Raw genomic sequence first — 20,463 nt, 5'->3', positions numbered from 1 at the left:
CGCGGTCAGAAGCCCGCGGGAGGATTGATGACAGGCAGTGGCGGGAAACCCGCCGAGCTCCAGGCGACGGCCGGGAGCGCAAAGGATGATGATGACGGCTTCCGCCCTTCCAGACACGCAATGGCTTCGCGATCTCGAGCTCATCACCACCGCCGCCATGGCGGCCGGGGAAAAGGCCCTCGGGTTCTTCCGCAAGAATCCCGATTTCCGCTACAAGAACGAAGACCGCTCGCCGGTAAGCGAGGCCGATTACGCCGCCAACGACGTGCTGAAGGAACGGCTGCTTGCCGCCCGCCCCAATTATGGCTGGCTGTCGGAAGAGACCGATGACGACGAGGCGCGGCTCGGCTGCGAGACCGTCTTCGTCGTCGATCCCATCGACGGAACGCGCGCCTTCATCGCCGGCAAGGATGTCTGGTGCGTCAGCGTCGCGGTCGTGCATGAAGGCCGGCCGGTGGCGGGCGTTCTCTACGCGCCGGCGCTGATCGAGCTTTACCAGGCGGCGCAGGGCCAGGGGGCGCGGCGCAACGGCCTGCCGATCCGCACCAGCCAGGCCGGCGATGGCGACAAGCTGCAGATCGCCCTGTCGGAGCAGCGCGTGGCGCGCCTTCCGGCCGCCTTTCGGGCGGGCATGACCCGGATCGCCCATGTTCCCTCGCTCGCCTATCGGCTGGCGATGATCGCGGACGGGCGGATCGACGGAACGGTGGTGGAGCGCAATTCCCACGACTGGGATCTTGCCGCGGCCGATCTGATCCTCGACGAAGCCGGCGGACGGCTCGCCGGTCTCGATGGGCAGCCGCTCGCCTATAACGGCAAGCAGGTCACCCACGACCTGCTTTGTGCGGCACGGCTGTCCGTGCTCGACCCCCTCGTCGCCGCGGCCGGCGGCAGCGGACCCCATTGACCTTTCATCCGGGATGGCTCACATCCTCTCCTCACACCCATCAGGACGATCACACGATGGCTCCCCAAAGCGAGAAGAAACAACTCCTCCACCTGGTCTTCGGCGGCGAGCTGACCACGCTCACCGAAGTCCAGTTCCGCGATCTCGACAAGCTCGACATCGTCGGCATCTATCCCGATTACCAGAGCGCGCTTGCCGCCTGGAAATCCAAGGCGCAGCTGACGGTGGACAATGCGCATATGCGCTATTTCATCGTCCATATGCACCGCCTGCTCGACCCGGGCGCCCTCTGATGCGATTGGCGGAGCGGACGGTCCCTATGCCGGCCGCTGCGGTCGTTTTCGGCCGTCGTGAGGGTGCGGCATGAGCCGGTTCTTCGCCCGGGCGGTCCTGACCACCTATCGCGTCATGGGCACGGCGCTGACGCCCTTCATCTGGTCCTACCTCGCCACGCGCGCGGCCAAGGGCAAGGAAGACCGCGCCCGCCGGCAGGAGCGCTACGGACATCCGAGTGCACCGCGTCCGCAGGGCCCGCTCGTCTGGTTCCATGCCGCCAGCGTCGGCGAAACGGCTTCCGTCATTCCGCTGATCCGCGAGATTCACAAGCGCGGCATCGCCGTGGTGCTGACCACGGGCACCACGACATCCGCCCGCATCGCCACCGAGCGGCTGGGATCGGCGGCGATCCACCAATATGTGCCCCTCGACATCAAGCCTGCCGTGGCGCGCTTCCTCGACTACTGGGAGCCGGATCTGGCGATCATCGCCGAATCCGAGATATGGCCGATGACGATCATGGAGCTCGGCCGCCGACACATTCCACAGATCCTCGTCAATGGCCGCATGTCGGACCGCTCCTTCAAGCGCTGGCGCAAGCGCGCCAGCCTGGCGGACGCGCTGTTTGAAAACCTGGCGCTGGTGATCGCCCAGTCGGATGCCGATGCCGAGCGCTTCAGTGCGCTGGGGGCGCTGCCGGTGATGGTCTCCGGCAATCTGAAGGTGGATACGGATGCGCCGCCGGCCGATGCCGAGACGCTGCGGACCTATCGCCAGCAGCTCGGCAAGCGCAAGAGCTGGGCGGCGATCTCCACCTTCGACGGCGAAGAGGCGGCGGCGGCCACGGTTCATGCGGCGCTGAAGGAACGCACCGGCCTGCTGACCATCATCGTTCCCCGCCATCCCGATCGCTGCGACGCGATCGAGAGCATGCTGAACGCCCGCGGGCTGACCGTCGCACGCCGCACCCGCCGCGATCCGTTGACGCCCGATACCGATGTCTTTCTCGGCGATACGATCGGCGAAATGGGACTTTACCTTCGCCTGACCGAGGTCGCCTTCGTCGGCCGGTCGCTGTTCGGGGAGGGCGGGCAGAACCCGCTGGAGCCGGCCATGCTCGGCTGCGCCATCCTGTCCGGCGGCAATGTGCAGAATTTCCGCGAGAGCTACCAGCGCCTCGCCAAGAACGGCAGCGCCAAGATCGTGCGCGATGTGGAAATGCTCGCCAAGGGCGTCCACTATCTGCTGGCCAATGACGAGGTGCGCCGCACGATGATCGATGCAGGGCAGGAAACCATGCAGGAGATGCGCGGCGCACTGGCCGCCACGATGCGCGGGCTGGAGCCCTACATCAATCCGCTGACGGTGAAGGCCCGCCTTCTGCCGCGCGACGAGGGGGAGAGAAGCGATGCCCGCTGAGACGGCGGCCGGCAGCCCGGCGATCGCCGGCATCCTGTTCGACAAGGACGGCACGCTGCTCGACTATGCGAAGAGCTGGGTGCCGGTCAATTACGAGCTGGCGCGGATCGCGGCACGCGGCGACGCGGCGCTGGCCGACCGGCTGCTCTCCGCCTGCGGCATGGACCCCGCCACCGGCCATGTGGTGGCCGACAGCCTGCTTGCGGCCGGCAACACGGTCGAGATCGCGCAAGGCATGGTGGAGGCCGGCGCACCCTATCCGTTCGAGGAGCTGCGGGCGCTGTTCGACGACCTCTTTTCCCGGTCTGCCGCCTATGCGGTTCCCGTGGCCGAGCTGGCACCCTTCTTCGCCGGACTGAAGGCCGAGGGCTACCGGCTGGGGGTTGCCTCGAGCGACAACGAGACCTCGATCCGCGAAACGGCCAGGCGCTTCGGCTTTGCCGAGTGCCTGGATTATGTGGCGGGCTATGACAGCGGCCATGGCACCAAGCCTGGTCCCGGCATGGTTCTGGGCTTCTGCGCCGCCACCGGCCTTGCGCCGCACCAGGTGGTGGTGGTGGGCGACAACAATCACGATCTGCACATGGGCATCAGCGCCGGAGCGGGGCTGACGGTGGCCGTCCTGACAGGCACCGGCTCGCGCCAGTCGCTCGCCGATGCCGACCATTGCCTGAACGACATCACCGAACTGCCGGCCCTTCTCGCCGCCCGCCCCGCGGCCGGGGCCTGACCATGCATCAGAAGCGGGCGAGACGCGCGAAGGGGCAAGCGCCGGGTCAAGAGGCCGCGCGCGGGAAGGGGCACGGCTGATGGTCTCCGAAGCACCGCCCTTCTGGTGGGAAAAGCCGGGCTTCACCGCCGCCGCACTCGCCCCCGTTTCCTGGATCTATGGCCGGGTGGCCGGTGCGCGGATGGAAAAGGCCCGCCGCTGGGCCGCGCCCGTTCCCGTGCTCTGCATCGGCAATTTCACCGTCGGCGGCGCCGGCAAGACGCCGACAGCGCTGGCGCTCGCCCGGGCGGCGAAGCGTCGCGGCCTGACGCCGGGTTTCCTCAGCCGCGGCTATGGCGGCTCGCTGGACCGCACCACCCGCGTCGACCCCGACCATCACCGAGCCCGCGATGTCGGCGACGAGCCGCTGCTGCTCGCCCGCGAGGCCCTGACCGTCATCTCGCGGCGGCGGATCGAGGGCGCGCAGAGGCTGGTGGCCGAGGGCGCCGACCTCATCATCATGGATGACGGCTTCCAGAGCGCCCGGCTGGTCTTCGACTATGCGCTGCTGGTCATCGATTCCCGCCGCGGCATCGGCAATGGCCGCGTGGTGCCGGCCGGTCCGGTGCGTGCGCCGCTGCCGATCCAGCTCCGCCAGACCTCGGCGCTTCTGCAGATCGGCACGGATTCGGCCGCCGATCCTGTGGTGCGCGCCGCCGCGCGCGCCGGCCGCCGGTTCTTCGCCGCCGGCCTGCACCGCTCCGGCGACGATGCAAGCCTGAAGGGCACGCCCGTCCTCGCCTTCGCCGGCATTGCCGATCCGGAAAAATTCTTCCGCACCGTTCGGGAAACCGGCGCGACCCTCGTTCACGAACGCCGCTTCCCCGATCATCATCATCTCGCCGAAGACGAGATCGCCGAACTCCTGGAGATCGCCGAGCGCGAAGGCCTGACCCTGGTCACCACCGCCAAGGACTGGGTACGGCTGGAAGCCGGCCACGGCCGGAGCGGCGAACTCAAAGGCCGCGCCCAGGTCATCGCCGTGGAAATCCGCTTCGACGACCCCGCAGCCCCGGACGCCATCCTCGACGCCACCCTCGCCAACGCCCGCCAGCGCCGCCTGACCCATTCCACGATCGAAACCCTCGACCCCACCCCCTAACCTCACTCAAGCGCTACCACTGCATCAGCAGAGCCGCGATCGATCAGGGTGCAGCATCAAGGCGTCTTTCGCTTCACCCCGCCGCCGTGCCGGCCTGGCGTTCGGCGTCGAGGGAGGCCTGGGCGTCGGCATAGGCTTCCTGGCGAGCGACGCTCCAGTAGCGCAGTTCGTCCACGGGGATGGCGACGCCGGTGATGGCGCAGGTGACATGGGTGCCCGGCATGACGATCTGGAAGTCGCCGTCGAGATAGCGAATCTTTGCCGGCCTGTTGCCGCTGCCTTCAAACCGGTTCATGATCCGTCGTCCCCGCATTGTCTTCGTCCGCACGAAGCGTCCGCCTTTTCGTTCGAGAGGCAGTAGCGCCGCATCCGGCATCCGTCAAATCCACAAGAGTGACGGTTCGCTGCCTGCTTGGTGCGCCCGCATCAAGGCGGGCTGACGGTAGCAGGCCCGTCCCGTCCGCTGGCAGGGTGAGCCGGGGGGACCGTTCCGCCGGCGGACCGGGCGATTGGTCGGTCGATCCGTTCCCCCTTCCGATCGCCAAGACGCTGCCGCAGTCTGCCGGGCGTGCGTCAGCTTCGGCCGAACAGGCGTTCGATGTCGGCCAGCTTGATTTCGATATAGGTCGGCCGGCCGTGATTGCACTGGCCGGAGCCGGGGGTGGATTCCATCTGGCGCAGCAGCGCGTTCATCTCCTCCGGCTTCAGCCGCCGCCCGGACCGCACCGAGCCGTGGCAGGCCATGGTGGCGGCCAGATGGTCGAGCCGGCTGGCGAGGCCGCTGGCACTGTCCCATTCGGCGAGTTCGTCGGCCAGCTGGCGGATCAGCGCCGCCGCGTCGATCTCGCCCAGCATGGCCGGCGTGTCGCGAACGGCGATGGCACCGGGGCCGAAACGCTCGATCGTCAGGCCGAGGCGGGAGAACTCCTCCGCCCGGGCGATCAGCCGGTCGCAATCCTCCTCCGGCAGATCGACGATCTCCGGAATGAGCAGCGCCTGGGCCGGAACCGGGCGGCTGGCGAGCCCCTTGCGCAGCGCTTCGAAGACCAGCCGCTCATGCGCCGCGTGCTGATCGACGATCACCAGCCCGTCCTGCGTCTGCGCGACGATGTAGTTCTCATGCAATTGGGCGCGGGCGGCGCCGAGCGGATGCTGGATCTCGGCCGGACTGGCCGGCGGCAGCGGCGCGGCGCTGGCGGACGGCGCGGTGGCAAAGACGCTCTGCAGCCCTTCGGCAAAGCCGAAACCGGGCGCAGCACGCGCCGGTTCGTTCGGCTCGAATGACAGGGGGCGGGAAGGGGAGGTCTCTGCCGACCAGGGGGCAGAGGGTGGCGGATCGCGGCGGAAGGGCCAGCCGGGCGCGGCCCCCTCCGGCCGGAAGGCCTGCATCAGGCCGCGTGCGCCGAGCGTGGAGGCGCGGTCGCCATGCAGTGCCAGCACCTGGCGGATCGACCCGACGATCAGGCCGCGCACCAGGCCGGGATCGCGGAAGCGCACGTCGGATTTCGCCGGGTGGACATTGACATCGACCAGCGCGGGATCGATCGCGATCGACAGCACCACGACCGGGTAGCGCCCCTGCGGAATGGTTTCGGCATAGGCGCCGCGCAGCGCCGAGAGGATCAGCTTGTCCTGCACCGGCCGGCCATTCACGAAGACGAACTGGTGGAGCGAGTTGCCGCGGTTGAAGGTCGGCACGCCGGCAAAGCCGGTCAGCCGCACCTCTTCGCGCTCGGCTTCGATCGGAATGGCGTTGTCGCGGAAATCGCGGCCGATGACCTGGGCGATGCGGGCCAGCCGATCATCGCCGGTCGAGGGAAATTCGAGCGTCGCGCGGTCGGCCCCCGACAGGACGAAGCGCACCTGCGGGAAGGCGATCGCCATGCGCCGCACCACCTCGGAAATCGCAGCCGCCTCGGCGCGCTCGCTTTTCAAAAATTTCAGCCGCGCGGGCGTTGCGAAGAAGAGATCGCGGACCTCCACCACCGTGCCGATATTGGCGGGCGCCGGCCGGACGGGCGACAGCACGCCGCCATGCACCGCAATCTCCGCGCCTTCCGAACTGCCGGCCGCGCGGCTGGCGATCGTCAGCCGCGCCACGGAGCCGATGGAGGGCAATGCCTCGCCGCGAAACCCGAGGGTGCGGATGTCGAGCAGGCCTTTTTCGAGCTTGGAGGTGCAGTGCCGGCGGATGGCGAGCGCCAGGTCCTCGGCCCCCATGCCGCAGCCATTGTCGACGACGCGCAGCAGCGCCTTGCCGCCGCCGGCCGTGGCGATGTCGATGCGGGTGGCGCCGGCATCGAGCGCATTTTCGATGAGCTCCTTGGCGGCGCTTGCCGGGCGCTCGATCACCTCGCCGGCGGCGATCTGGTTGATGAGCGTTTCGGAAAGCTGGGAAATGGGCATGCCCTCTTTTCCCTCATTCCGCCGCGCGAGGAAAGTGCGGTTTCGCTCCTCCCCCGGTTTTACCGGTTTTTCGCGCGGATCGCGGCACGAGAATTAGCATCTCCGCTTAATCTTGGCTTAAGGTAAGACTGTCACTGTCCGGGCGTGGCGGGGTAATCCGTGAGCGATTCCTTACCACGTGGAGACGGTGCGCCGCTGACCGGCCGTTTCCCGCGCGTCCAGCGCCGCCCCGGTCAGGGCCCGGCGTCAGCATGTCACCGCCACACTGCCTCTCCGCCCTGACGAGGACGATGACATGACCGATGCGGCGCCTGGCGACGCAACCATCCAGTTCTCCATGCTCGAAGCGATGGCGGAGTCGCTCGACGTGGCTGTGCTTGCCTATGATCGCAACGACGAACTGCTGTTTGCCAGCCGTAACGTGCCGAATTTCTATGCCGTTCCGGCAGCGATGATGCAGCGCGGCACGCGCCTGCGCGACTTTTTGGGCGCGGTCTTCGATCTCGGCGTGCGGGCGAGCACTGGCGGCGAGAAGAGCCGCCGCCGCGTGAACCGGGACGAGTGGATCGCCGACCGCGTTTCGCTGCACTGGCGCGAGCGCTACGAGACCGTGGAGCGCCTGAGCCGCCAGCGCTGGATCAGCGTGCGCAAGCGCCGGCTCGCCAACGGCATCTGCATGGTCACGCTGACCGATGTGTCCGAGCAGAAGAAGAAGGAGGAGCAGCTCCATCTCGATCTCGAACGTGTCGAGGTGACCGAGAGCATTCTGGACAACCTGCCCAATCCCGTTTTCGTCAAGGATCGCAGCCTCAGCTATATCGCCGCCAACAAGGCCTTCTGCGCCATCCATGGCGTCACGCCTGAAAGCATTCTCGGCCGCTCGGTCTGGGATGTCTTCGAGCCGGCGCTTGCCGAAAAGGTCGAGGCCTCCGACCGCATGGTGCTGGAAACCGGCAAGACCTACACCCAGCCCGAACAGATCGTGGCCGCCGATGGCGACGATTTCTGGTCGATCACCCACAAGTTCCGGATCGGCGAGGGCAGCCGCGCGATTCTCGTGACCTACATGACCGATGTCACCGATGTCGTGGTGGGCGTGGGCCCGCTCGCACCGGAGCTCGCCGCCGCGTTCGACGTGCGCGATTTCAACCTTTTCGAGCCTGCCCAGAACTGCTTCGACGCTTTCCGCTCCGTCGACGTGCAGACCATTGCCGAAACCCGGCCGCTGATGGCCGCGACGGCGCCGCGCCAGACACGCAACATGCTGGTGGTGACCGGCGATCCGGCGCGCGAGGCGGAGCTGGTTTCGCTGCTGCGCGGGCAGGGGGCGGATGCCTGCGCCGTCCGAAGCCTTGCCGAGCTTTCGGCCTTCCTCTCCGCCGCGCGCGAGGCCGGCCTCGGTCTGGATGCGATCCTCGTCGATCCGCCGCTCGACCCGCGGGTGGCGCGCGAGAGCGGCATCCCCACGCTGCTTCTCGACCGTGCCTGGTCGCAGAGCGCCGTCGACACCGCGATCCACGCGCTGCTCGACCCCGCCGCGGAGCCGAGCCTGCCGGCCCTGAACGAGCCGGTGCACCATGACCTCGCGCCCTCGCCAGGGGAGGCGGAGCTTGCGCCGCCCGCCCCGACCGTTCTCGAATGGGACCTGATGACCCTGCCCATGCCGCCGATCGACCGCTCGGAGATCGATGTGCTCGTTGCCGAGGACAACGACATCAACCAGTTCGTCTTCTCGCAGATTCTCGAAGGCCTGGGACTGACCTATCGCGTCGCGGCCAATGGCGAGGAAGCCGTGCAGCTCTGGCAGCAGATGCGCCCCCGGCTTGTGCTGATGGATGTCTCCATGCCGGTGATGAACGGTTTCGACGCCAGCCGCGCGATCCGGGAGCGGGAAGAGGCCGGCACCCGTACGCCGATCATCGCCGTCACCACCCAGGCACTCGACAAGGATATCGAGGGAGCGAGAGAGGCCGGCATGGACGACCATATCGTCAAGCCGATCAGCCCGGACATGATCGAGGCTGTCTGGAGCCGCTTCTGCGGCGCGGAGTCCGCACGCGCGTGGCAATAGAAAGTGATTCGCCAGCTGCACTCGCAGGGCGTATGCTTGTGAAATTGTCGATCTTTCAGCCGCCGGACGAGATCTGGGGAGGCGATCCTCATTCTTCGTTAAGCCAAACGCGAAAAGGTCGTCCGCGCCGGTAGCGGCAGAAGCACGCGGAACATGAGCGATGACTCGACCAGACGACGGTTCGGCAGACTATCTCAGTCGCAACGACCTGCATGTCATGGCCTTCACCGACCCGCTGACCGGGCTCGGCAACGCCAACAAGATGCGCGACCGCGTGCGCGAGATCGCCGCCGAGCGGGCTGCTGATCCCGCACCCTTCACCATCGGCCTCGCCAATCTCGACGGGTTCAAGCCGCTCAACGATCTCTTCGGCCCCGGTGCGGGTGACGAGATCCTCTGCCAGGTGGCCAACCGCCTGCTTGCCTGCGTGCCGGACGGGGCGACCGTGATCCGGGTGGGCGGCGACGAATTTGCCTTCGTCCTGCCGCTGGTCTTCGAGCGGAAGGCGGCGGAAAAGATCGGCCAGATGCTGCGCGAGGTGCTTTCGGCCCCGTTCGATCTCGGCCAGCGGACGGTGCGGCTGTCCGCCTCCTTCGGATTTGCCATCTATCCCTTCGCCGGCGCCGATTATGAGGAGCTCCTGAAGAGCGCCGATACGGCGCTCTATCGCTCCAAGCGCCGCGGCCGCGGGCAGATCACCGTCTTCTCGCACGAGATCGCCGCGGAGATGAAGCGTGCGACGCAGCTCGAGCAGGCGCTGCGCAATGCGATCATCAATGGCGCGGTCGACGTGCATTTCCAGCCGATCGTCGATCTGGCGACCGACATGCCCGTGGGCTTCGAGGCGCTTGCGCGCTGGTGCGATGCCGATCTCGGCTATGTCTCGCCGGCCGTCTTCGTGCCGCTGGCGGAGGAGCGCGGCTTCATCCATTCGCTGACGGAAACGCTGCTGCGCAAGGCCGCGGAGGCGGCGCTTCTCTGGCCGAAGGAACTGTTCCTGTCCTTCAATCTGTCGTCCGCCCAGCTGATGGACCCCTCCACCAGCCGCGACGTGCTTGCCATCGTCAACCGGGTCGGTCTCGATCCGCGCCGGCTGGAGCTGGAGATCACCGAAACCGCCGTCATGACCGATGCCGACATGGCGCAGAAGATCGTGGCGGAGCTGCGGGCGGCCGGCATGCGCATCTCTCTCGATGATTTCGGCACCGGCCAGTCCAGTCTCGGACGCCTGCGCGATTTCACCTTCGACAAGCTGAAGATCGACCGCTCCTTCGTGTCCCGCATCGCCACGGACCGCGCCTCCGAACACATCATCAAGGCGATCGTCACCATGTGCGATGGCCTGAACCTCGAGGTGGTCGCGGAAGGGATCGAGGACTTCGCCGAAGCCCTGAAGCTCAAGGGGCTCGGCTGTGGCATGGGGCAGGGCTATTTCTACGGCAAGCCGGCCGACCTTCAGGCCACGATGCGCTATCTCGAAAAGCGCTTCGGCTCTCTCGACCAGAGCCAGAGCCAGGCGGGCTGACCCCCTGCTCAAACGAAAACGGCAGCGCCCGAGCGCTGCCGTCTCCATCCTGCGTAACCGCAGATTTTAGTTGTTGGTGGTGGCCGGAGCCGCACTGCCAGCCGGAGCGGCGCCATCAGCCGGAGCCATGGTGCCGGCCGGGGCGGTCGACGAGGTGGTCGAACCATCAACCGGCGTCGTTGCGTTCTGCTCGGCCATCTGGGCCGACTTGGTCTTGAACTCCGGAGCCGCCTTCAGCGAGTCCGCCGTTTCCTGGGTCGTCAGCTTCATGTCGTCGGAGTTCGGAACTTCGGCGACGGTGATCTTGTCGAGCGGCACGGCCACGTTCTTTTCGCCGATGCCGAGGAAGCCGCCGACGCCGATGACGGCCGCTTCGACCGAGCCGTCCTTGGTGAAGATCACGTCGTTGATCTCGCCGATGCTCTCGTCATTGCCGGTGTAGACCGACTGGCCGATATAGGTGTTGGCCGAAATCTGTTCCGGGCCCTGCTCGGTCAGATAGTCGCTACCGGCCGGAGCGGCCTGGGCAGCCTGGTCACCTGCGGGAGCGGCATTCATTGCGCCACCGGCCGGTGCCATCGGCTCGGCTGCCGGCGCGGTCGTGGAATTCTGCATGGCGTTCGGCTGGGCCGGCTGTGCGGCATCCTGAGCGGAGGCGATCGGTGCGAAAGCGGCAACGCTCGCAAACAGGGCACCAGCGGCAACTGAGGTGATGAGCTTGTTGGTCATGGCTGTTTCTACCTTTTCTCTTGTCTCTCGGATCAGGGCGCGGGGTCCAACACGCCGCACCGGTGATGCCCTGACAACGAGGGGTGCGCGAATGTGGTTCCGAAAAAAAATCGTGTGAAACGAGCGGAACTTGCCAATTGACCGGCGACTAGGCGTTGCGGAGCGCAATCTGGGAGAGTGGTCACGCAAGCGTGATTGCCACGTCAGAAAGCCGTACGCGTCTTCAGGCTTTCGCAGAGCATTCGGCGCGAGTCCCGGTCACTATCGACTGCCGGGACCCGCCTTCTACGCGCATAGACATCTGTTGGAGCAATGATGCTCCGGCAGATGGTTCAATGGCTTTCGCGCAGCACTTCGCTGCCGCTGGCGCCCACGAGGAAGTCGAGGTCGGCGCCCTTGTCGGCCTGGAGGACGGTGTCCTGGTAGAGCTTGTAGTAGCCGCGCGTCCAGCGCTGCTCCGGCGGCTTCCAGGCGGCCATGCGGGCGGCATAGTCGGCCTCGTCGATCAGGAGGTTCAGCTCTCCCTTCAGCGTGTCCAAGCGGATGCGGTCGCCCGTGCGGACGATGGCGAGCGGGCCGCCGGCATTGGCTTCCGGGCTCACATGCAGGACCACCGTGCCGAAGGCGGTGCCGGACATGCGGGCATCCGAGATACGCACCATGTCGCGCACGCCCTTTTCCACCAGCCGGCGCGGGATCGGCATGTTGCCGACCTCCGCCATGCCAGGATAGCCCTTCGGCCCGCAACCCTTGAGAACCAGGATCGAATCCTCGGTGACCGGCAGGTCCGGATCGTCGATCTTTTCCTTCAGGTCCTCGATCGATTCGAACACGAAGGCCGGGCCTTCATGCACGAGCAGATGCTCGCTGGCGGCCGAGGGCTTGATGACCGCGCCGTTGGGAGACAGGTTGCCCTTGAGAATGCGGATGCCGCCGGCCTTGCGCAGCGGATTGTCGAGCGGGCGGATGACGTCGTCGTTGAAGACCTCCGCATCCTTGTAATAGTCCGAGATCGGGCCGCCATAAACGGTCGGCGCGTCGGCGTGGAGGAGATCCTGGATGCGGTTCATGACCGCCGGCAGGCCGCCGGCATAGGCAAGATCCTCGATCAGATATTTGCCGGACGGCATACAGTTGACGATGCAGGGCACCTGGCTGCCGACGCGGTCGAAATCGTCGAGCGTCAGATCGACCCCGGCGCGCCCGGCGATGGCCAGGAGATGGACGACAGCATTGGTGGAGCCGCCGACGGCGGCATTGGCGATGATGCCGTTCTCGAAGTTCTTCTTGGTCAGGATCTGCGACAGGCGCAGGTCTTCATGCACCATCTCGACGATGCGCTTGCCGGTCATGTGGCTGAGCGCCATGCGCCGCGCATCGACGGCCGGCAGGGCGGCGTTCATCGGCAGCGAGAGGCCCATGGCCTCGACCACGGAGGCCATGGTGGTGGCCGTGCCCATGGTCATGCAGACGCCCGGCGAGCGCGACATGCCGCTTTCGGCCGCCATGAACTCCGACAGGCTCATCTTGCCGCCGCGCACATCCTCGGAGAATTTCCAGACGTCGGTGCCCGAACCGATATCCTTGCCGCGCCACTTGCCGTTCAGCATCGGGCCGGAGGAGACGACGATCGTCGGCAGGTCGACCGACGCCGCGCCCATCAGCTGGCCGGGGGTCGTCTTGTCGCAGCCGCCGAGCAGCACGACGCCGTCGATGCCATAGGCGCGGATCGCCTCTTCCACATCCATGGCCAGCAGGTTGCGGAACAGCATGGCCGTCGGGCGCATCTGCGTTTCGCCGAGCGAGGAGACCGGGAACTCGACCGGAAAGCCGCCGGCTTCCCAGACGCCGCGCTTCACGCCTTCGGCGAGCACACGCAGGTGGCTGTTGCAGGGGGTCAGCTCGGACCAGGTGTTGCAGATGCCGATGATCGGCCGGCCGTCGAAGACATGGTCGGGAAATCCCTGGTTCTTCATCCAGGACCGGTGGATGAAGCCGTCCTTGTCCGTGCCGCCATACCAGTGGCGGCTTCTCAGTTCTTTTTTCTTCTCGCTCATCGATGTCTCCTCAGTCGGCGCACCGCGCACGATCTGCAATTGTCATACTTTTTGGCGGTCGCCCTGTAAATCGCGCCGAACGGAAATTGCGCGGTCCGTCAGAGCTTGTAGGCGGGCTCGAAGCGACCCTTGACCGGAACCTTCAGCTCGAAGGTCATGCCGGCCTGCGGGTCCGATCCCCGTCCGGTCTCGTGCAGACCTTGCCAGGCGCTGGTGATGAGCAGCCGGTCGGCCGTCTCGCCGATGAAGGCGGGGCAGGAGGGCTGGGACACCGGCATGGCGTGGCGCGCGAGGCGCTTTCCCTCCGCCGAATAGACATCGACCGCCGATGCGCCCCAGCGGGCGGTCCACATCTGCCCTTCCGCATCACAGACCGCACCATCGAAGCCGCCTTCGCTTTCCGGCTCTTCGGCAAAGACGGTGGCCTCGCCGTTCGGCAGTCCGGTGGCGGGGTCGAGCGGCACGCGCATGACACGGTTGATCCCCGTATCGCTCCAGTAGCCGATCGTGCCGTCGGGCGAGAAGCAGATGCCGTTCGGGATGGTGATATCGGAGAACAGAAGGGTCACGACGCCGCGCGCCACATGATAGATCGCGCCGGCGCCCTGTTCGGCATTGCGGCCCATGGTGCTGATCCAGAGCGCACCGCTCTGATGGACGCGGCCGTCATTGGTGCGGTTGCCGGGCTTGTCCTCGAGCTTGGCATATTCGGACAGCGCACCCGTTTCCGCATCGCGAAGGAACAGGCCCTGGTCGGAGGCGATCAACTGCTGGTCGGCGTCAACCAGCGCGATCACGCTTGCCATCAGGTTCAGGGGCTGCACGCTCTTCGCGCCGCTTGCCAGATGCAGCGCATGCAGTTCGCGGCCCTTGATGTTGAACCACCAGGCGGTGCCGGTCGAAGGATCGAAGAGCGGCCCCTCGCCGAGTTCGGACGTTGCCTGGTCGAGGACGATGGCGGACGATGTCATGCGGACGCTCCATAATAGACTGCATCATAGGCCTTCACGGTGGCTTGGGCGCGGGCACCGATTTCGGCTGCGCTCATGCCGGGCTTGTAGAGGCTGGAGCCGAGGCCATAGCTCTTGATGCCGATCTTGGCATAATCCGCGAAGCTCGTCTCCGAGACGCCGCCCACGGCGGCGATTTCGAGATCGGTCGGCAGCACGGCGCGAATGGCGGAAATGCCGGAGGGCCCAAGCACGCTGGCGGGGAAGAATTTGAGCCCCGTCGCGCCGGCGGCCGCAGCGGCAAGCGCCTCGGTCGGTGTAAAGACGCCGGGCATGGTCACCATGCCCTTTTGCGCCGCATGGGCGATCACGGCGGTATCGACGTTCGGGCTGACGAACAGACGGCCGCCGGCGCCCTCCAGTCGCTCCACCTGCTCCTTCGTCAGCACCGTGCCGGCGCCGATCAGCGCGTCGGCCGGCGCGCATTTGACCGCGATCTCGATCGAGCGGAACGGATCGGGGGAGTTGAGCGGAATCTCGATCGCGCGCAGGCCCGCCTCGACGAGCGCGGCGATCGCCGCCTCCGTTTCTTCCGGCTTCAGGCCGCGCAGGATGGCGATCAGCGGATATTTCATGGTGGGGAAGGGGATGCGGGTCATGTCTTTTGTCCTTGGGGCCGCTTAAGGCGGCATGATCATGGAAGGGTCAGGCGGGCCAGACCGTGCGGGCGGCCAGAGCCAGGCCGTCGCGAACGGCGAGATCGGCGTCGATCAGGGTCGGGCTGAGCCCGGCGGCCTGCAGGGCGGCGCCGTAGAGCGCGGCGAGCGGTCCGGAAGCCACGAGGCTCACCTTGGTGCCGGGCGCGGTGCTGGCCAGCGCCCCGGCGATCTCCAGGCCGATCGTCAGGCCGGAGAGCCGCGCCTTGGAGCGCGTTGCGTCATAGCCATGCAGCAGCTGGCCGGAGCGCACGGTGAAGAACAGGTTGGTGGCAAGTGCCGGATGCGCCGCCGCCTCGGCAATAGCGGTGCGGAAGGCCTCATGGGTGCCGTCGAAGGGGGCAGCATCGGCAACGGCATGCGAGAGGATCGACTGCTTCGACAGAACGTCGAAGAGCTCGCCGCTCATGAACGTCGAGAAGCCGGTGACCCGGCCGTCTTCGACCCGCACCCATTTGGAATGAGTGCCCGGCATGCAGACGAGGTGGCTGCCCTGCGCGTCGCCGAGCGCGCCCAGAAGCTGTGTCTCTTCGCCGCGCATCACATCGGGCCGGTCGGCATCGCGCTGGGCGAGACCGGGAAGTATGCGGACATCGCGGCCTTCACCCGGCACGCGCACGGCCTGGCCGATACAATTCCCCAGCGCGGCGGGCACATCGAGATAGCCGGCCTCGACCCAGCCCTGCCGGGCGCCGGCCATGCCGCAGATCATCACCGGAAGATCCGCACCCGCGCCGAGCGCGGAGAGATGTGCGTTCAGGATCGGCGCGAAGCCGCTCTTGGCGGCGGTCGTCATGCCCTCCTGCGAGCGTCGCTCGCCCAGGATCTCGCCCGTGCCGGCGATCAGCCAGAGGCGGAAGCTCGTGGTGCCCCAGTCGACGGCGGCATAGGCAGGAGATGGGGAAGAAAGGGTCACAAGGCGCCTCCGTCGACGATCAGGGTTTGGGCCGTGATTCCCGCCGCGCTGTCGGAGGCAAGAAACAGGCAGGGGCCGACAAGATCGTCGGGAAGCAGCGTCACCTTCAGGCACTGGCGTGCCTGCATGGCCGCAATCTTGTCCTCGGTCAGCCACAGCGCCTTCTGGCGTTCGGTCAGCACCATGCCGGGAAGGATCGCGTTGACCCGCACGCCGTCCGGGCCGAGCCGGCCGGCGAGCGACTTGGTCAGGCCGATGATGCCGGCTTTCGCCGCCGCATAGGCCGGCATTTCGCCCATGTTCAGCAGAAAGGCGATCGAGGAGAAATTGACGATGGCGCCGCGCGTTCGCACCAGATGCGGGGCGGCCGCCTGGCTCGTGAAGAAGAGCGGCCGGAGATTGATCGCCTGGCTCTCGTCCCACTCCGCAAGGCTCGTCTGGCCGAAGACATGGCGGTCGTCGCGCGCGGCATTGTTGACGAGCACGCCGAGGCCGCCGAGCCGGTCCGCCGCTTCGGCGACCAGACGCTCGATCGTGGCAATGTCGGTCAGGTCGCCGGCAAGGAAGAGCGGGTCGTGGCGCAGCGTTCCCCCCAGCCCTGCCGCCAGCGCCTCCCCCGCCTCGACGGCGCGGTCGATGAAGGCGACGCGGGCCCCCTGGCGCGCAAAGCCCTCGACCAGTGCCGCGCCGATGCCGGACGCGCCGCCGGTGATCAGCACGCCACGATCCTGCAGATCCGGGAAAGAAGCGGAGGGGGCGGGCATGGAACCGGCGTCATCCTGTCTGCCGAAACCTGAGTGATCGGCGGTGGGGTTCCAAATAATGGAACATGTGTTTATTATCTGGAATTATCCTCTGTCGTTCGCGCCAGTGTCAAGCGTGGATCGGAAGCGAACGGCAACACAGAGCGGGGCAGGCGATGGACGACGAGAGACCGGCACAGCCGCTGGAGGCAGTGGGTTCGACCGGAACCCTGGGGAAGGCGATAAGCCTGCTCGACGCCGTTGTGATGGCCGATCAACCGCTGCGCTTCACCGAAATCCTCGCCATGACCGGCCAGCCGCGCGGCACGCTGCACCGCCAGCTCTCTCACCTCGTTCAGGAAGGTCTCCTCACCCAGCGCAGCGACCTTGCCTACGAGCCTGGCCTGCGCCTGCTCAGTTTCGCTCATAAGGCCTGGGCGCGCAATGACCTGCGGACAGTGGCCGCGCCGCATCTGGCGCGGCTTCATGCGGAAACGCTGGAGACCGTTCATCTCGGCCTGCTGCGCGGTGCGGAGATCGTCTACATCGACAAGGTGGAAAGCCGCCAGACGGTGCGGATGGAAAGCCAGGTGGGCAAGACCTCGCCGGTCTATTGCACCGGGCTCGGCAAGGCGGCCCTGACCGCCCTGCCACGCGCCAGGCAGGTCAGTATTGCCGAGCAGATCTCCTATCGCGCCTTCACGCCGCGCACCCATCTCTCGGCCGCCTCGCTGCTTGCCGATCTCGACCGGGTGTCCACACGTGGCGTCGCCTTCGACGAGGAGGAGCACGAGACGGATATTCGCTGCGTGGCTGCCCCGCTTGCCAATGCCGATCGAAGCCTCGTCGGCGGCGTGTCGGTGACGGGGCCCGCTTACCGGATCAGCATGGCGCAGCTCGAAGCCTGGTCGCCTCTCGTGCTCAACACCGCCCGGGCGATCGCCGAGGATGTCGCGGTCCGCATGGCGCCACGCGCGCCGGATCCGCACGCGGCACGGGATTGAGCACCCGCTGCAGGCATCCGGCGCTTCAGCGCGGGCGTGCGGCTGCGGCCAGGCGTTCGATCACCAGGTCGAAATAGCCCTCCGCATCGATCTCCGTCAGCACCAGCGCATTCTTCGGCCGATCCGTGACCGCGTTCCAGTCGACCACGGTCATCCCACGCGTGAGCGCATCGCAGCTGATCTCCACATTGACCTGCCGTCCGGCAAAAAGCTCCGGCTTCAACAGATAGGCAGTGACTGTCGGATCGTGCAGCGGGCCGCCATCCTTGCTCCAGCTTTCCTCGTCGAAACGCTTGTTGAAGACAAGCAGGTGATAGAAGGCCTCCATATGCGGCAGGCCGACGGCGCGCAGCCGCTCCATGCGGCGTCTGGTGGTCAGCGCCTTGTGCGTGCAATCGAGCGGAATCATCACGAGCGGCGCCCCACAGTCGAACACCCGTTTCGCCGCCTCCGGATCGACATAGATGTTGTATTCGGCTGCCGGGGTGATGTTGCCGCCCTCCGAGCGGGCACCGCCCATCAGCACGATGCCCGCGAGCCGGGAAGCCAGTTCCGGCTCGCGCGCCAGCGCCAGGGCAATGTTCGTCAGCGGTGCGAGGCAGCAGAGCGTGACCGTGCCTGCGGGACGGCTCATGACCAGCTCGACGATCCGGTCGGCGGCGAACCCGCTCCCGGCTTGCGTCACGGGATCGGGGAGCGGAAAGCCTTCGAAGCCGGTGGCGCCGTGCACATATTCCGCGGTCGCCAGGCTTCGCACCAGCGGCCCTTCTGCCCCTGCATAGACCGGAACATCCCGCTGCCGGCCGGCGAGCTCCAGCGCCATCAGCGCGTTGCGCGTCGTGTAGCGAAGCGGCACGTTTCCGCCGACGGTCGTAATCGCCAAAAGCTCGATCTCCTCCGGGGATCCGAGCGCCATCAAAAAGGCGACGGCGTCGTCGGGAGAAGGGTCCGTGTCGATAATAATCGATCTCTTCACATTTATGTTCCTTATGTAGGATAAAGTCAGAAACTTACCTTGGCTGGGCAAGGACCGGCAAGGGCGTGTACTCTGCGAGCGGATCGGAGACGGCAGCCGGTCTTGCGAAAGGTGAGGATTAATGACGTCACTGTTCTGGACGCGCATTCGTCATACCTGTAGCGTAGCGCCAGCATCCTGCTTCCGCCATGCGGACAGATCCACCGTTGATGAAAATGGGAGATTGTGATGGGTATCGGCCTGAACGAGGCTGCGATCCGCCCGCTCGCCGAAGATGTGATCGGGACTGATCTGGGGACCGAACAGCGCATCCATGCGGCGTTCCAGCGGGTGTGCTCGGTCTTCGGGTTCAAAGCCTTTCTCGTCATGAGCGTCCCGCCCCGGTCGGCCAGGCGCTTTGCCGAACATGTCATCATGAGCAACTGGCCGGACGCGATCATCTCCGATTACGATGCGGCCGGCATGCTGATCGACAGCCCCGTGGTCGAGCACCTGCACAAAAGCACGCTCCCTTTCACCTTCGATGTCGAGACCGAGATGCGTCGCCGCCGAAGCCCGCGCTCGCTCCTGGTCGGAACACTGTTCAAGCAGCGCAGCATGCCGCGCGGCGTCTATGTGCCGGTGCACGACAATGTCGGGCGCTGCGGGGCCGTGGCCTTATCCGGCGATCGCCCGGTCGTCGACCAGCGCGAACTCGCCATGATCACCTATGCGGCCGTCACGCTGTTCGATCGCCTGAGCGAGGTGCGCAACAAGGCGCCGCGGTCGGCAGCCAGCCTGTCGCGCCGGGAGATCGAATGTCTGCACTGGGCCGCTGCCGGCAAGACGACGGTGGAGATGGCGCAGATCCTCCAGCTTTCGGAATATACCGTGAATCACTATCTCAACCGCGCGACGCGCAAGCTCGACTCGGTCAATCGCGTCCAGACGGTCGCGAAGGCCATTCGGGCCGGGTTGATCGGGTGACCAGCACGCAGGACGGCCGCACGGCGGAGCAGGAAAGTGACACCCGCCAGGCGACGGGTCTGGACGATCCACAGGAGACCGGCCAGGCCTTGCCTGTGCAGAGCAGGGTGGAGGAGATGGACACGCCGGACACGGACACGCCGGACCTGCCGGAGGCGAGAGACGCGCTCGACCTGGGCGAGGCCGATCTGGCCGCCGACATTGCCGGGCTCCAGACCCAGTTCGACGTGGTGCGCTATCTCCGGCGCATGACGGAAGACCATGGCTTCCGCCATTTCATGATCTGCCTCATTCCGCCGATCGAAGTCGCCAAGCTCTCCGACACGTCCATCGTATCCAACCTGCCGAAGGAGATGCTGGCCAATTTCGACGACAGCCATCTCCTTCAGCACAGCGCCGGCTTCCGCCGCCTGCGCACCACCACGACGCCGTTCTTCCTGACGCGGGAAGAGTGGAGCCGGGAAACGACGCGCCCCGCCGAGGCTGCCCAGCATGTCGAGGTATCCGGCCGCCACCAGGTGGATCAGGTCGCCTACTTCCCCGTCCACAATGCCGATGGCACCCGTGCGGCGATGATCCTGATGGGCCAGCAGCGCGACATCTCCATGACCGAGATGATGGAGCTGCAGATGGTGGCGATCTATATCTACAATCGCCTGACCGAGATCGGTGCCTTCTGGCGCGAGAGCGAGGTCACCCTGTCCGAACGCGAGATCCAGTGTCTGAACTGGACGGCAGCCGGCAAGACCAGCGCCGAAATCGCCGGCATTCTCGGCCTGTCCGAGCATACGGTGAACCATTATCTCAACCACGTGACGAAGAAGCTGAACGCGGTGAATCGCACGCAGGCCGTGGTGAAGGCGCTGCGGCGCGGGCTGATCAGCTGAGGCTTGGCGGCTGAAGCCTTTGGCGCCGGTGCCGCTCCTTGCCC

The 20,463-nt window shown here is 66.6% G+C and carries 19 protein-coding genes; 10 read left to right on the top strand and 9 right to left on the bottom strand.

Annotated features, from left to right (window positions below):
• The first annotated feature begins 88 nt into the window (after positions 1-88).
• The 5 genes from U8330_RS13700 (at position 89) to lpxK (ending at position 4,473) form a co-directional block, all read left to right on the top strand.
• Entirely contained in the window at positions 89-907 is an 819-nt protein-coding gene (locus tag U8330_RS13700) for a 3'(2'),5'-bisphosphate nucleotidase CysQ (RefSeq protein WP_416236921.1), read from the top strand.
• 56 nt (positions 908-963) lie between these two features.
• Positions 964-1,200 carry a DUF4170 domain-containing protein gene (locus U8330_RS13695; protein WP_323105817.1) on the top strand — a complete coding sequence of 79 codons (237 nt, stop codon included), beginning with the start codon at positions 964-966 and terminating at the stop codon, positions 1,198-1,200.
• A 70-nt stretch (positions 1,201-1,270) separates the two neighbouring features.
• Positions 1,271-2,602 (top strand): lipid IV(A) 3-deoxy-D-manno-octulosonic acid transferase, encoded by a 1,332-nt coding sequence (waaA, locus tag U8330_RS13690; RefSeq protein ID WP_323105816.1) that lies wholly within the window; start codon positions 1,271-1,273, stop codon positions 2,600-2,602.
• Positions 2,592-3,332 (top strand): HAD family hydrolase, encoded by a 741-nt coding sequence (locus U8330_RS13685; protein ID WP_323105815.1) that lies wholly within the window; start codon positions 2,592-2,594, stop codon positions 3,330-3,332. Before waaA ends, U8330_RS13685 begins: the two co-directional genes overlap by 11 nt.
• 79 nt (positions 3,333-3,411) lie before the next feature.
• Positions 3,412-4,473: a tetraacyldisaccharide 4'-kinase gene (gene lpxK / locus U8330_RS13680; protein ID WP_323105814.1), complete on the top strand. Its 1,062-nt coding sequence runs from the start codon at positions 3,412-3,414 to the stop codon at positions 4,471-4,473.
• Positions 4,474-4,546: 73 nt separating this feature from the next.
• On the opposite strand, the gene U8330_RS13675 is transcribed toward lpxK, so the two are convergent.
• Both U8330_RS13675 and mutL read right to left on the bottom strand, forming a co-directional pair.
• On the bottom strand, positions 4,547-4,771 hold the full coding sequence (locus U8330_RS13675; RefSeq protein ID WP_323107297.1) for a DUF2093 domain-containing protein: 225 nt from the start codon (positions 4,769-4,771) through the stop codon (positions 4,547-4,549).
• Between the two features lie 275 nt (positions 4,772-5,046).
• Positions 5,047-6,879: a DNA mismatch repair endonuclease MutL gene (gene mutL / locus U8330_RS13670; RefSeq protein WP_323105813.1), complete on the bottom strand. Its 1,833-nt coding sequence runs from the start codon at positions 6,877-6,879 to the stop codon at positions 5,047-5,049.
• A 295-nt stretch (positions 6,880-7,174) separates the two neighbouring features.
• Here mutL and U8330_RS13665 point away from each other — a divergent pair, with 295 nt between their 5' ends.
• Both U8330_RS13665 and U8330_RS13660 read left to right on the top strand, forming a co-directional pair.
• Complete coding sequence (locus U8330_RS13665) at positions 7,175-8,950, top strand: response regulator (protein WP_323105812.1); 1,776 nt, start codon at positions 7,175-7,177, stop codon at positions 8,948-8,950.
• A 160-nt stretch (positions 8,951-9,110) separates the two neighbouring features.
• Positions 9,111-10,475: a putative bifunctional diguanylate cyclase/phosphodiesterase gene (locus U8330_RS13660; protein WP_323105811.1), complete on the top strand. Its 1,365-nt coding sequence runs from the start codon at positions 9,111-9,113 to the stop codon at positions 10,473-10,475.
• 66 nt (positions 10,476-10,541) lie between these two features.
• Here U8330_RS13660 and U8330_RS13655 read toward each other — a convergent pair whose 3' ends face one another.
• From U8330_RS13655 to U8330_RS13630, 6 genes are all read right to left on the bottom strand, one after another.
• Positions 10,542-11,204, bottom strand: coding sequence for a PRC-barrel domain-containing protein (locus tag U8330_RS13655; protein ID WP_323105810.1), 663 nt, complete (start codon positions 11,202-11,204; stop codon positions 10,542-10,544).
• Between the two features lie 332 nt (positions 11,205-11,536).
• Positions 11,537-13,261, bottom strand: a complete 1,725-nt coding sequence (locus tag U8330_RS13650; RefSeq protein WP_323105809.1) for an IlvD/Edd family dehydratase — start codon at positions 13,259-13,261, stop codon at positions 11,537-11,539.
• Between the two features lie 98 nt (positions 13,262-13,359).
• A complete protein-coding gene (locus tag U8330_RS13645; protein WP_323105808.1) occupies positions 13,360-14,232 on the bottom strand; it encodes an SMP-30/gluconolactonase/LRE family protein in 873 nt (290 codons plus the stop codon).
• Positions 14,229-14,870 carry a 2-dehydro-3-deoxy-6-phosphogalactonate aldolase gene (locus tag U8330_RS13640; protein ID WP_323105807.1) on the bottom strand — a complete coding sequence of 214 codons (642 nt, stop codon included), beginning with the start codon at positions 14,868-14,870 and terminating at the stop codon, positions 14,229-14,231. The genes U8330_RS13645 and U8330_RS13640 overlap by 4 nt, the downstream gene beginning before the upstream one ends.
• Before the next feature lie 46 nt (positions 14,871-14,916).
• Positions 14,917-15,843 (bottom strand): 2-dehydro-3-deoxygalactonokinase, encoded by a 927-nt coding sequence (locus tag U8330_RS13635; protein ID WP_323105806.1) that lies wholly within the window; start codon positions 15,841-15,843, stop codon positions 14,917-14,919.
• Entirely contained in the window at positions 15,840-16,607 is a 768-nt protein-coding gene (locus U8330_RS13630; RefSeq protein WP_323105805.1) for an SDR family oxidoreductase, read from the bottom strand. The genes U8330_RS13635 and U8330_RS13630 overlap by 4 nt, the downstream gene beginning before the upstream one ends.
• A 155-nt stretch (positions 16,608-16,762) precedes the next feature.
• On the opposite strand from U8330_RS13630, the gene U8330_RS13625 reads away from it, so the two are divergent.
• Positions 16,763-17,590: an IclR family transcriptional regulator gene (locus U8330_RS13625; RefSeq protein WP_323105804.1), complete on the top strand. Its 828-nt coding sequence runs from the start codon at positions 16,763-16,765 to the stop codon at positions 17,588-17,590.
• A gap of 25 nt (positions 17,591-17,615) precedes the next feature.
• On the opposite strand, the gene U8330_RS13620 is transcribed toward U8330_RS13625, so the two are convergent.
• Positions 17,616-18,566, bottom strand: a complete 951-nt coding sequence (locus tag U8330_RS13620) for a nucleoside hydrolase (RefSeq protein WP_416236859.1) — start codon at positions 18,564-18,566, stop codon at positions 17,616-17,618.
• Positions 18,567-18,794: 228 nt separating this feature from the next.
• Here U8330_RS13620 and U8330_RS13615 point away from each other — a divergent pair, with 228 nt between their 5' ends.
• Entirely contained in the window at positions 18,795-19,532 is a 738-nt protein-coding gene (locus U8330_RS13615) for an autoinducer binding domain-containing protein (protein WP_323105803.1), read from the top strand.
• Positions 19,529-20,419 carry a LuxR family transcriptional regulator gene (locus U8330_RS13610; RefSeq protein WP_323105802.1) on the top strand — a complete coding sequence of 297 codons (891 nt, stop codon included), beginning with the start codon at positions 19,529-19,531 and terminating at the stop codon, positions 20,417-20,419. The genes U8330_RS13615 and U8330_RS13610 overlap by 4 nt, the downstream gene beginning before the upstream one ends.
• Positions 20,420-20,463: the final 44 nt, after the last annotated feature.

It is taken from the genome of Rhizobium sp. CC-YZS058 (assembly GCF_034720595.1).
Lineage (GTDB): Bacteria > Pseudomonadota > Alphaproteobacteria > Rhizobiales > Rhizobiaceae > Ferranicluibacter.
Note: the sequence above shows the minus strand (reverse complement) of the source record. Positions and strands in the feature narration are given on the sequence as shown.

What these genes read in the sequence shown, in the direction of transcription:
- U8330_RS13700 (WP_416236921.1), top strand. Translation starts at nt 89, where the DNA reads ATGATGACGGCTTCCGCCCTTCCAGACACGCAATGGCTTCGCGATCTC.
- U8330_RS13695 (WP_323105817.1), top strand. Translation starts at nt 964, where the DNA reads ATGGCTCCCCAAAGCGAGAAGAAACAACTCCTCCACCTGGTCTTCGGC.
- waaA (WP_323105816.1), top strand. Translation starts at nt 1,271, where the DNA reads ATGAGCCGGTTCTTCGCCCGGGCGGTCCTGACCACCTATCGCGTCATG.
- U8330_RS13685 (WP_323105815.1), top strand. Translation starts at nt 2,592, where the DNA reads ATGCCCGCTGAGACGGCGGCCGGCAGCCCGGCGATCGCCGGCATCCTG.
- lpxK (WP_323105814.1), top strand. Translation starts at nt 3,412, where the DNA reads ATGGTCTCCGAAGCACCGCCCTTCTGGTGGGAAAAGCCGGGCTTCACC.
- mutL (WP_323105813.1), bottom strand. Translation starts at nt 6,879, where the DNA reads ATGCCCATTTCCCAGCTTTCCGAAACGCTCATCAACCAGATCGCCGCC.
- U8330_RS13665 (WP_323105812.1), top strand. Translation starts at nt 7,175, where the DNA reads ATGACCGATGCGGCGCCTGGCGACGCAACCATCCAGTTCTCCATGCTC.
- U8330_RS13660 (WP_323105811.1), top strand. Translation starts at nt 9,111, where the DNA reads ATGACTCGACCAGACGACGGTTCGGCAGACTATCTCAGTCGCAACGAC.
- U8330_RS13655 (WP_323105810.1), bottom strand. Translation starts at nt 11,204, where the DNA reads ATGACCAACAAGCTCATCACCTCAGTTGCCGCTGGTGCCCTGTTTGCG.
- U8330_RS13650 (WP_323105809.1), bottom strand. Translation starts at nt 13,261, where the DNA reads ATGAGCGAGAAGAAAAAAGAACTGAGAAGCCGCCACTGGTATGGCGGC.
- U8330_RS13645 (WP_323105808.1), bottom strand. Translation starts at nt 14,232, where the DNA reads ATGACATCGTCCGCCATCGTCCTCGACCAGGCAACGTCCGAACTCGGC.
- U8330_RS13640 (WP_323105807.1), bottom strand. Translation starts at nt 14,870, where the DNA reads ATGACCCGCATCCCCTTCCCCACCATGAAATATCCGCTGATCGCCATC.
- U8330_RS13630 (WP_323105805.1), bottom strand. Translation starts at nt 16,607, where the DNA reads ATGCCCGCCCCCTCCGCTTCTTTCCCGGATCTGCAGGATCGTGGCGTG.
- U8330_RS13625 (WP_323105804.1), top strand. Translation starts at nt 16,763, where the DNA reads ATGGACGACGAGAGACCGGCACAGCCGCTGGAGGCAGTGGGTTCGACC.
- U8330_RS13615 (WP_323105803.1), top strand. Translation starts at nt 18,795, where the DNA reads ATGGGTATCGGCCTGAACGAGGCTGCGATCCGCCCGCTCGCCGAAGAT.